The organism is Skermanella sp., from assembly GCF_059503625.1.
Genome location: NZ_JCACHA010000768.1, coordinates 1 through 9,918 on the forward strand (window position 1 = coordinate 1; position 9,918 = coordinate 9,918).

13 protein-coding genes are annotated in these 9,918 nt (G+C 66.1%); 4 read left to right on the forward strand and 9 right to left on the reverse strand.

Annotated features, from left to right (window positions below; all coding sequences use genetic code 11):
- Window positions 1–727: tetratricopeptide repeat protein (locus AC5JJ6_RS26765; protein ID WP_496044993.1), on the reverse strand; the 727-nt coding region annotated here is incomplete at its 3' end.
- Window positions 728–862: 135 nt separating this feature from the next.
- On the opposite strand from AC5JJ6_RS26765, the gene AC5JJ6_RS26770 reads away from it, so the two are divergent.
- Entirely contained in the window at window positions 863–1,132 is a 270-nt protein-coding gene (locus AC5JJ6_RS26770; protein WP_496044994.1) for a hypothetical protein, read from the forward strand.
- Window positions 1,133–1,190: 58 nt separating this feature from the next.
- Here the strand turns inward: AC5JJ6_RS26770 and AC5JJ6_RS26775 are convergent, their stop codons facing one another.
- The 8 genes from AC5JJ6_RS26775 to AC5JJ6_RS26810 all read right to left on the reverse strand — a co-directional run bounded on the left by AC5JJ6_RS26775 (window position 1,191) and on the right by AC5JJ6_RS26810 (window position 8,073).
- Window positions 1,191–1,607 (reverse strand): flagellar biosynthesis repressor FlbT, encoded by a 417-nt coding sequence (locus AC5JJ6_RS26775; protein WP_496044995.1) that lies wholly within the window; start codon window positions 1,605–1,607, stop codon window positions 1,191–1,193.
- Between the two features lie 148 nt (window positions 1,608–1,755).
- The gene (locus tag AC5JJ6_RS26780; RefSeq protein ID WP_496044996.1) at window positions 1,756–3,069 is read right to left on the reverse strand and encodes a flagellar hook protein FlgE; all 1,314 of its coding nucleotides are present in this window, start codon (window positions 3,067–3,069) and stop codon (window positions 1,756–1,758) included.
- A gap of 89 nt (window positions 3,070–3,158) precedes the next feature.
- Window positions 3,159–3,869: a flagellar hook assembly protein FlgD gene (locus AC5JJ6_RS26785; RefSeq protein ID WP_496044997.1), complete on the reverse strand. Its 711-nt coding sequence runs from the start codon at window positions 3,867–3,869 to the stop codon at window positions 3,159–3,161.
- Window positions 3,870–3,890: 21 nt separating this feature from the next.
- Window positions 3,891–4,415 (reverse strand): flagellar hook-length control protein FliK, encoded by a 525-nt coding sequence (locus tag AC5JJ6_RS26790; protein ID WP_496045003.1) that lies wholly within the window; start codon window positions 4,413–4,415, stop codon window positions 3,891–3,893.
- Window positions 4,298–5,359 carry a pentapeptide repeat-containing protein gene (locus AC5JJ6_RS26795; protein WP_496045004.1) on the reverse strand — a complete coding sequence of 354 codons (1,062 nt, stop codon included), beginning with the start codon at window positions 5,357–5,359 and terminating at the stop codon, window positions 4,298–4,300. Before AC5JJ6_RS26795 ends, AC5JJ6_RS26790 begins: the two co-directional genes overlap by 118 nt.
- 741 nt (window positions 5,360–6,100) lie before the next feature.
- Window positions 6,101–6,565 (reverse strand): hypothetical protein, encoded by a 465-nt coding sequence (locus AC5JJ6_RS26800; protein WP_496044998.1) that lies wholly within the window; start codon window positions 6,563–6,565, stop codon window positions 6,101–6,103.
- A 3-nt stretch (window positions 6,566–6,568) separates the two neighbouring features.
- Window positions 6,569–6,907, reverse strand: coding sequence for a rod-binding protein (locus tag AC5JJ6_RS26805; protein WP_496044999.1), 339 nt, complete (start codon window positions 6,905–6,907; stop codon window positions 6,569–6,571).
- A complete protein-coding gene (locus AC5JJ6_RS26810; RefSeq protein ID WP_496045000.1) occupies window positions 6,907–8,073 on the reverse strand; it encodes a flagellar basal body P-ring protein FlgI in 1,167 nt (388 codons plus the stop codon). The genes AC5JJ6_RS26805 and AC5JJ6_RS26810 overlap by 1 nt, the downstream gene beginning before the upstream one ends.
- Before the next feature lie 218 nt (window positions 8,074–8,291).
- Between AC5JJ6_RS26810 and AC5JJ6_RS26815 the strand changes: the two genes are divergently transcribed.
- From AC5JJ6_RS26815 to AC5JJ6_RS26825, 3 genes are all read left to right on the forward strand, one after another.
- Window positions 8,292–8,717, forward strand: coding sequence for a flagellar assembly protein FliX (locus AC5JJ6_RS26815; RefSeq protein ID WP_044437567.1), 426 nt, complete (start codon window positions 8,292–8,294; stop codon window positions 8,715–8,717).
- Window positions 8,718–8,854: 137 nt separating this feature from the next.
- Window positions 8,855–9,274, forward strand: a complete 420-nt coding sequence (dksA, locus tag AC5JJ6_RS26820; RefSeq protein ID WP_496045001.1) for an RNA polymerase-binding protein DksA — start codon at window positions 8,855–8,857, stop codon at window positions 9,272–9,274.
- Window positions 9,264–9,860, forward strand: coding sequence for a hypothetical protein (locus tag AC5JJ6_RS26825; RefSeq protein ID WP_496045002.1), 597 nt, complete (start codon window positions 9,264–9,266; stop codon window positions 9,858–9,860). The genes dksA and AC5JJ6_RS26825 overlap by 11 nt, the downstream gene beginning before the upstream one ends.
- The last annotated feature ends 58 nt before the right edge of the window (window positions 9,861–9,918 follow it).

Sequence of the window (9,918 nt, forward strand, 5' to 3'; positions counted from 1 at the left end):
CCTCGAGCCCCGGATCGCCGCCCAGCCGGAATGCCTGACGGAACGACGCCGTGGCCTCCTCGACGCGGCCCTGCTGGCGAAGCGCCATTCCCGCACCGGCCGGGCCGGCGGGATCGCCGGGCTTCACCGCCAGCGCGCGGCGGAACTGAGTGACGGCGTCGTCGAACCGCCCTTGTTCGGTCAAGGCGTTGCCGAGGTTTATCAGCGATGCCGCATGATCCGGCCGGCAGGCCAGGGCACTTCGTGCAGCCGCGGCCGCTTCGCCGATCCGGCCGCGCTGGTGCAGCGCATTGCCCAGATTGCACCGGATCTCGGCGTCGGCCGTGCGCTGGGCAAGAGCTGCCCGGTAGGCGGAAATTGCCTCGTCGAAACGGCCCAGCGCCGTCAGGGCGTTTCCCAGGTTGAACCGGGCTTCGGCGAAGCCCGGATCGAGCAGCACCGCCCGGCGGTATGCCGGGACCGCGTCGGCGGGACGCGCCAGCCGGCGCAGCACCATGCCCAGGCCGCACCAGCCGTCGGCGTCCTCAGGCGCCAGCATCAGGCAGCGGCGGTAGCAGCCCTCCGCCTCGGCGATCCGCCCCTGGTCTTCCAGGGCAGTCCCGAGTCCCCGGTGGATCGCCGCCGCCAGCGGTTCGATGTCCAGCGCGCGCCGGTACAGCGCTTCCGCCTCGCCCGCCCGTCCGCCGGCCTGATGCCACTGGGCCATCGCCAGCAACTGCCCGATCATGGCAACGCCTCTCCCGGCTTCTCCCGGCGGGGGCGGGCGCAAACCCTGGTCCATGGGGTTCGGCTTGACCCCGGCACGCGGGCGCGGCATCTTCCCCGCTGATCGATAGCGGTACGCAAGGCGGGAGGGCTCAGCATGAGCTACGAGCAGGTCGAGGAAGCGTGGCAGTTGAGTGAAACGGCGCGCGAGCGTGCCGGAACGCTGGGATCGGACCCGTCACCCGCAGATTACTGGGCTGCACTGTTCAGCACCTCCGAACTCGTCGATGTCGAGCGCACCCTGCGCGAGGGCGGCGATCCGCCCGAGCGGATCTTCCTGAAATCACCCTACGGGCTGCGCTGGCGCTCGGAAGAAAAGGACTGGATACCCTTCCGTCACGGCCCGATCGAACCCTTGCCGGTGTGACCCGGCGAAAGTGACCCTGCCGGTTTGACTCAGCCGGTTTGATCGCGGCGGCTTGCCGTCACGCCTTGCGGCTGTCCTGCCAGCTCGGCTGGTTGAGAAACCGGTCCTCGTGCTTCATCACGGCGTCGGCCAGCTTCAGCGCCTGGTAATACTCTCCGCGCGCCACGAACTGACGGATCGACTCCAGGGTTTCCTTGATCGCGTCGATGGTCGTCGCCTGGAAGAAGTCGTCGATGAAGCTTTCCAGCGTCGTCAGCAGCGGCGGCCTTTCCTGGTCGGTCGCCATATAAGAGTTCTGGATCATGAAATAGATGCGCCGCGCCGGCGTCGTCGCGGCCTGCGGCGGCATGATGTGCTTTTCGGTCAGGAACGAAACGTTATTCAGGAAGATCAGGGTGCAGCGGCCATCGGCCTGGATCAATGCCCCATTTACGACGATGCGTTCTTCCGGCGCCAAGCGAATCTTCAACGACACTGCGGATACCCGTACAAGGATGGTTCGACCGGAGGGCACAGTAGCACCTCGCGAACCCATGAACAGTATATAGCTTCTGTTTTTCGCATCATCCCGGTCACGGCGGCCCTGTCGCGTCAGGCCGCCGGGGTTGGGACGGGCCTGCCCGTTAACGCAGGCCCAGCAGTTCGGTCAGCATCTGGTCGGTGGTGCTGATGATCTTGGTGCCGGCCGAGTATGCCCGCTGGGTGATGATCATGCGGGAGAACTCGTCGGCCAGATCGACGTTGGAGGCTTCGAGCGAGGATGTGGCGATATTGCCAGCTCCCGCGGTTCCGGCGTCGCGAAGGTTGTAGGCGCCGCTCTGGCTGGTCTGGATATAGACGTTGCCGGTACGCTCCTGAAGACCGTTGGGGTTCGTGAAGGTGGCGATCGGAATACGCGCCAGGTTCTGGGTCAGGCCGTTGCTGAAGCTGGCGACCACATTGCCGTCGGTATCGATCGCGATGCCGGTCCGCAGCCCCAGTTCGGCGCCGTCCTGGTTGATCGTCCCAACGCTGTAATCGGACGCCGACTGGGTCAGGCCTGAGATGTCAATGTTGATGCTTTGAGTAGCATCCGAGTTGTTTGCCCAGTTGATGTCAGTAAGGCCCAACTCAAGATCACCATCAGAGTTGAGCTCTATGGTACCATCATTTATAGCCAAACCTTCGGTCAAAGTCTTGTCGATTTTTCCATCCGATCCAAAGACAAGTTGCGTAGAGATGCTATTGACCGCAGGATCTCCAAATTGTCCATTATTTGGGTCGCTGATCACAAGGGACCAAGTGCTTGGATTTGGTTGCCCAGTAAGCGCTGTAAAGTCGAGCTTCAACTGCTGAGCTTGTCCAAGTGAGTCGTAGACGGTCATGCTGCGGCTGAAATGAGGGCCTCCGGCAGCGGTGGATTGACGCGCATCCAGGTTCAGCACGACGTCGGCCTGGGTGGTCTGCTTGGTCCGGCCGGATTCGAAGCCGACGCTCACCGGGGTCAGGCTGGCCACGTCGGCGGTGGCGTCCACAAGTTCACCGTCGTCGCCGATCTCCCAGCCCATCAGGTAGAAGCCGTTGGCGTTGCGCAGGTAGCCGTTCTCGTCCTCCGAGAAGGAGCCGGCGCGGGTGTACAGGGTTTCTTGCGTGCTGCTACCGGTCGGGCTCTGCTGGACCACGAAGAAGCCGGAGCCGGAGATTGCGACATCGGTCGTCGACGCGGTCTGCTGCGGCGTGCCCTGCTGGTTGACGGTCTGCTCGGTGGAGGCGCGGACGCCGCCCGGCGAATAGATCGTGCTGCGGCCGGCCTGGGTGACCAGGCTGGAGAAGCTCGCCTCGTTCCGCTTGTAGCCGGTCGTGTTGACGTTGGCGATGTTGTTGGAGATCATTCCCATCGACTGGCTCTGCGCGCTCAGTGCGGAAACACCGGTGAAAAGGGATCCGAACAGGCTCATGATACTCTCCTCGGTCTTGTCTGCGGCGGCTCTCTACGCATCTGGGCGGAGGCGGCCTATTATGGTGTGACGGTCGTTGCGGTATCGGCTCAGGCGGCGGCAGGCAGCTGGGCGTTGATGACGTCTTCCATCTTGACCGGCACCTTGCCCATCATCAGGGTCGTGACGCCGTTGCCGGCCTCGATCCCGGAGACGCGGCCGAATACGGTCGTCTTGGCGGTGATCAGCTTGCTGTCGGCCTTGGGCGCTATCACCGTCATGCTGTAGGTGCCGGGTTCGGCGACGCTGCCGTCGGCCTTCTTGCCGTCCCAGGTCACTTCCTGCCGGTTGGTCGTGCGCGCTCCGTCCAGGGTCTGGATCGTGACGCCCTTCTCGTTCTTGATCTGGATCCTCGTCGAGGTCGAGGCTTCCGGCAGGGTGTAGGACATCTTCACCGGCTTGCTCTCATAGGTGAAGGCGTTGCCGGTCGCTTCGACATCCAGCCCGATGAAGCCGAGCGACGCCTGCGTCTGGTTGTTGTTCTGCAAGCCCACCAGCTTATCCAGCTTGCTGTTCTGGCTGATGGCCTGCTCGACCTGGCTGAACTGGACGAGCTGGTTGGTGAACTCGGTGGACTCCATCGGCGACAGCGGGTCCTGGTTCTGCAACTGGGTGGTCAGCAGCTTCAGGAAGCTGTCGTAGTCCTGGGTCAGCTTGGCGCTGGAAGCGTTCGTCGTCGTGGTGGCGTTGGAGCCGGTGGTCTTGGTGGTGGAGGCCGTCGTGGTGGCCGCGGTCTGAGCGGCGGTGTTGATCGTCGTCATCGTGGTTCTCCTGGTGCTCGCTCAGATGCGGATATCGAGACGGCTGCGGTTGGCGCCGGAGGCGCCGTACTGGGGGGCGGCAAAATCCGGTATCGCCGGCCCTTCGATATTCATCCCTGCAAGACCCTTGCCACGTCCGCCGCCGGGCTGGTTGTAACCGGCGAACTGACGCTGATTTCCGCCCTGGCCCTGACCTTTCAGGTTGAAGCTCAGGCTGCCGGCATCGGTCTGAAGGCCGGCATCGTTCAGCGCCCGCTCCAGCGCCCGGTGATCCTTCTGGAGCATCTCCAGCGTTTCCGGCCGTTCCGCCATGATCGAAGCCTGGACCCGGCCGTCGGCCCCGAAATCCAGCTTCACCTCGACGCTGCCCAGTTCGACCGGCTTTAGGTTGATGATCATCTGGTCATTTTTGCCGGGTACGGCTTTGCCTAGCTGGACCGAAACCTGGTCGGCGGCGGCGCCGTGCTGTGCCGTGCTCCTGCCGTGCGGGGCCGCCGCGCGCTCGGTCGCCTCCGCTTCGGCAGTCCCCTGCGAGGCTGCCTGCACGCCCAGGCTGCCGTCCGCTTCCGGCTCCTTGTGGACCGGCTTGACCTTCGCCAGCGCATCCTCGAAGGACGGGCCGGCTTCGGTGCCGCGCTCCTTGATGGCGGGCTTGCCGTCATCGCCGGCCAAGCCCGGCACCGTCCTGATCGAAGCGCCTCCGCGGCTCTCGGTCTCGATGCCGGTGGCGGGATCCGACGGCCGGGCAGCATTCGCCCCTTCCGGCTGCGCGGCATTCCGCTCGGCCGCCTTTCCGATCCGGTCGGTATGCTGCTGGGCCTGCCGGCCGCCATGGGTCTCGCCATCCTGACCGGAGCCGTCGGTTCCCGTCCCGGCGTTTTCGGCATCCGACAGGCTGTCGGCAGCCGGCGCCATGTCGGCATCCGCCGCCGGATCGGCAGTTCGGGCGGAACTCGTCTGCGCCTTGGGGTCGGCGGATGGATCCACGGAGGTCGCGGCGGCAGGTTTCGGACCGGCCTTGACATCAGCCGGTGCCGGCTCCGCGATGGTCTGGCCTGCCGCAGTCTGGCCCGCCGCAGTCTGGCCCGCCGCAGTCTGGCCTGCCGTAGTCTGGCCTGCCGTAGTCTGGACTGTCGCAGTCTGAGCCGGCGCAGCCTGAGCCGGCGCAGCCTGAGCCGGCGGAGTCTGGGCCGTCGTAGTCTGGACAATCGCAGCCTGGGCCGGCGCAGCCTGGGCCGGCGCAGCCTGGACCGATGCCGTCTGGCCCGCCCCAGCTTGGCCCGTTGCGGTCTGCCCGGCGGTAGTCTGAACCGTCGCCGTGAGTGGCGCCGGAGCGTCCGTGCCGGTCGCGGCGGCGTGTTCCCGCGTTCTGGACTGCTCCGCCTGTGCCGCGCGCTGGCTTGCCTTCGCATCCTGGCGCGCCTCGACCTTCGCCTTGCCTTCGGCCACCAGCTTCGCCAGGTCTTCCTCGCTGATCTGCGCGTCGGCATCGGAGTTCATGGCGTCGGTCGGTATCCCGGCGTCCTCTCCGCCGGCGGCAGGTCCGCCGCTCCCCGGCGCTGGCGCCGGTCCCTTGGCCGACTGGCCGGGGGGCGGGCCCTCGGGAGCCTGGAGCGGCGCGCCGCCCGTCAGGGCCGGAGCCGGACCGGCGGCGGGGGCCGGGGCGGGGCCTGCCATCGCGGTCTCCTCCAAGTCGCCGGCGGCCGTATCGCCCGAAGCGGGTTGCTGCGGCTGGACGAGCATGTTGGAGAAGAGGCCCGGCGCCATCAGGCTGAGGATGCCGTCGGGGATCGCGGATGCGGCTTGCGTTCCCTGGCCGCCGGCCGGGGGCGCTTCGGATGCGGCGGTGTCTTCGGCATCGCCTTCGCCCATGAAGAAACTGTTCATCAGGGAGAGGAAGCCGTCGTTTCCGGCTTCGCTGCCGAACGCTCCGGCGACGCTGGCGCCGGTGCTTCCGGTCGATGCCGTCTGCGGCACCGGTTTGGCTTGAGTGATTTCCACGGCTTCCTCGCTGGCTATGCATCATCAGCATTAGCAATCCGTGGGCCACTTCATGATCCGTTGGTCCGGTTGAAGATCCGGCCGGCCGCCTGGGCAAGTGGCGGCGCGATCGGCTGTGCAATCGAAGCTGTGCCGGTAGTTTTTACCCAGTCCCTCTTGCCTGGGCCCGGCACTGTCTGCCGCGCTGACATGGAACGGGCGGGACGCCGAAGCGTCCCGCCCGTTCCATGTCAGCGCGGCACGATAGTCGGTGACAGCGGGGTATTGTCCGCCCCCGACATCGGGTGAGGTTCCCCGCCCGGCGGGTAGCGGGCGGTCGGCCTGCCGTATCCGCTGATGGCGCCCTGCTGCTGCTTCTGTTTCGTCACGTCCACCACGATGTCGATCACCCGCCTCGTGGCGGCTTCGGCCCGCTTCAGCGCCGACAGGTTGGCTTCGGCCGCCGCATCCAGGCGTTCCCACAGGCTGCCGAGCCGCTGGCGCAACTCGGCGGGCAGCTGCGCTATGACCGCCTTGTTGTGGCGCAGGACCAGGATCTGGTGGTCCAGCTTCTTGCCCAGCGCGGTCTTGGCGTCGCCAATCCGGGTGACGTCCTCCAGGCGCATGGCGCCGGCGGCTTCGGTTTCCCGCTCCATCAGGGCCGTGAAGGCTTCCATCGTCTGGCAGGTTTCGATAACGGCTGTGGTAGCGTCCATGGTTCAAACCTCCTGCATCTTCAGCATGGCGTTCCGGACACTGTCCGCGATGCCCAGCTTTCCGCTCTGTGCGATCTGCTTGCCGTATTCGTTGATCATCAGGCCGCGGAACATCTCCTCGCCGTTGCCGCCGCCGAAATACCCGTCGGTCTCGATGCCCTGCCACATCTGGGTCAGCATCTGCGACACGAACTGTCCTTCGAATTCCTTCGCCGCCTTGTCGATCGCCTTGTCGTCGAGATGCGCCTTCGGGAGCTTGCCCTTGGCGGCTGCCCCGGAGGCGAGGTCCGATGCGGACACGCCGGGGGTGGAAAGGGGGGGCATCGACACCTGTGCGCTCATCACATCACCTCGATTTCGGCCTGGAGCGCGCCGGCGGCCTTGATGGACTGGAGGATGCTGATCATGTCGCGCGGACCGACGCCCAGGGCGTTGAGGCTTTCGACCAGTTCCTGAAGGCTGACGCCGTTGGACATGATGGCGAGACGGTTGTTGGACTGCTCGTCGACCTGGATGTCGGTCTGCGGCGTCACGACGGTCTGCCCGTTGGCCAGCGGGTTGGGCTGCGACACCTGCGGGTTCTCCGTGATCCGGATGGTCAGGTTGCCCTGGGCGATGGCGACCGTGCTGATCCGGACGTTCTCGCCCATCACGATGACGCCCGACTTCTCGTCGATCACCACGCGGGCGGCCTGATCGGGGGTGACCCGGAGCTGTTCGATCTCGGTCATCAGCCCGACGATGTCGCCGCGCCGCATCTGCGGGACCGTGACCACGACCGAGGACGGATCGGTCGGACGCGCCGTATTGGCGCCGAACACGCTGTTGATCGCCTGCGCCACCCGCTGCGCGGTGGTGAAATCGGGATTGCGGAGCGACAGGCGCAGCACCGGCAGTTCCGCCAGCGAGAACTCGATCTCGCGTTCCACGATGGCCCCGGCGGAGATCCTGCCCGATGTCGGCACGCCCCTGGTCACCGAGGCGCCCTGGCCGGAAGCGCTGAAGCCGCTGACCGCCAGCGGCCCCTGGGCCACCGAATAGACTTCGCCGTCCGCGCCCAGCATCGGGGTGACCAGCAGGGTGCCGCCGAGCAGGCTCTTGGCGTCGCCGAGAGCCGATACCGCGGCGTCGATCCGGCTGCCCTGCGCCGCGAAGGCCGGCAGGGTGCCGGTCACCATGACGGCCGCGACGTTCTTCGTCTTCATCGACTGGCCGCGCGTGTTGACGCCCATCCGTTCCAGCATGCCGATCAGGCTCTGCTCGGTGAAGGGGGAGTTGCCCAGGCTGTCGCCGGTGCCGTTCAGGCCGACCACGAGGCCGTAGCCGATCAGCATGTTCTCGCGGACGCCTTCGACATCGACGATGTCCTTGATGCGGGAACTGGCCCCGGCGGTTGCGGGGACCAATGCGGTCATGACGCCGAAGGCCACCATGCCGGCGGCCGAGACCGGGACGAGCGTCCGGAGCAGCGTGCGAATCGCGGTGGCGAGGGGATGGGTTCGGGTCATGGCGTGTCGGCTCCTGATACGGTCATCTGCCTTACAAGCGAATTGCGTGCCAACTTGCCGAAGCCCTATCCGCGGCGGTTCGCGCGACGATCCATCCGATACCCATCGGCAAGGGATGCCGGCCCGCCACGGCAATTATTGCCGTGCATACTGCTCGTTAACCGAGTGTTAAGTCAGGTCCGACGACTATTTGGCATCAGTTTTGGAGCTATGGTGCCATGAAAGTCGAAGGTCCGGGGTCTCTGAACAAAGGCGGTGCGGCAAAACGCGCCGGCCGTTCCAACGGCAGCCTGGCCGGCGCCTTCGCCCGCGCGCTCCATGGTTCCGACGAGGCGGTCGCCGCCGGCGTCAACGGCGCCCAGTCGGCCGGCGCGGTCAACCCGCTGCTGAACCTTCAGGAAGTCGAGGACTCGACCAGCGGTCCGTCCAAGGCCAAGGCCCGGGCGGAAGACCTGCTGGATCGCCTCGACGAGATCCGCCACGCCCTCCTGGCCGGCGGATTGCCGGAGTCGCGGCTGAATGCGCTGTCCCAGGTGGTCCAAAGCCGCCGGGAGGAAGTCGATGACCCCCGTTTAGTGGAGATTCTGGACGAAATCGACCTTAGGGCGCAGGTGGAGCTTGCCAAGTTGTCGCCTAGAGGGTAGCTCATCCCCTCAGGATTTTGCCGCTTTTCCAAGGGCTTGTATCCTGTCGGCAAACCCATCCGCGCCAGTTGCGGAGGGGCGTATCGATCCATATACTCCGCGCCGTTTCGGCAGCCATCCGGGGTGGGTGTTAGAGGATGTCATCACCAATTCCGTCGCCTGATTACCGGCCGTCCGAGGACGAGCCGTTCATGAGTCCCCAGATGACGGAATATTTCCGTCGCAAGCTGCTGAAGTGGCGTTCGGAACTCCTTCAGGAATCCGAGGAAACCCTTCAGAGCCTTCAGGAAGGCGGGCTTCAGGAAGCCGATATCGCCGACCGGGCCTCGCTGGAGACCGACCGTTCGCTTGAGCTGCGGACCCGCGACCGAGAGCGGAAGCTGATCTCTAAGATCGACGCCGCCCTGATGCGGATCGAGGACGGGAGTTACGGCTACTGCGAGGAAACCGGCGACCCGATCAGCATCCGCCGTCTGGAGGCCCGCCCGATCGCGACCCTCAGCCTTGAGGCGCAGGAGCGGCACGAACGGCTCGAACGGACCCACCGTGACGACTGAGCAGGGCCGGGAACAGAATGGCGCCAGGGAGCAGATCGCGATCGGAAGGCCGCTGCGCCGGCTGACCCATATCTGCGCCACGGCGCTGCTGGCCTTGTCTTGCGTCCTTCCCGGCGCCCAGGCGCAGTCACCGGGACGCGAGACCGCCGTCCTGGAAGGCGTCAACATGGCGGTGGTCATGCCGGTCGATCTGGCCGCCAACCCCGCCAACGCCGAATGCGGCCTGACCGAGCCCCTGGTCGCCGAGGCGATCCAGCTCACCGTCCAGGCCGCCGGGCTCCGGACCGAGCTGCTGGCCCAAGCCCAGCCCTTCACCACCATTACTCCCGGCGTCTACCTGATCCCGACGATCGCGACGCTCCGCGACAGCTCGTCCCTCTGCGTGACGTGGCTGAGCCTGAAGGCGCAGTCGGCCCATACCCTGACATTGCCGTCCACTCAGCAGCGCAAGACGGTCCAGATCCTCTATTGGGACCGCGGCATGCTCCTGAGCACCCCCCGGGGCGGCCACGCCGGCGCCGTAGCCGCCGGCCTCCGCCAGCTCGCCTCCGACTTCGGCGAACAGTGGCGGCGCGATCAGCGGTAGGGTGGGAGTTATAGATATACTATTTCACACTTCGTAGGTCGTGCCGAAGCGAAGCGGC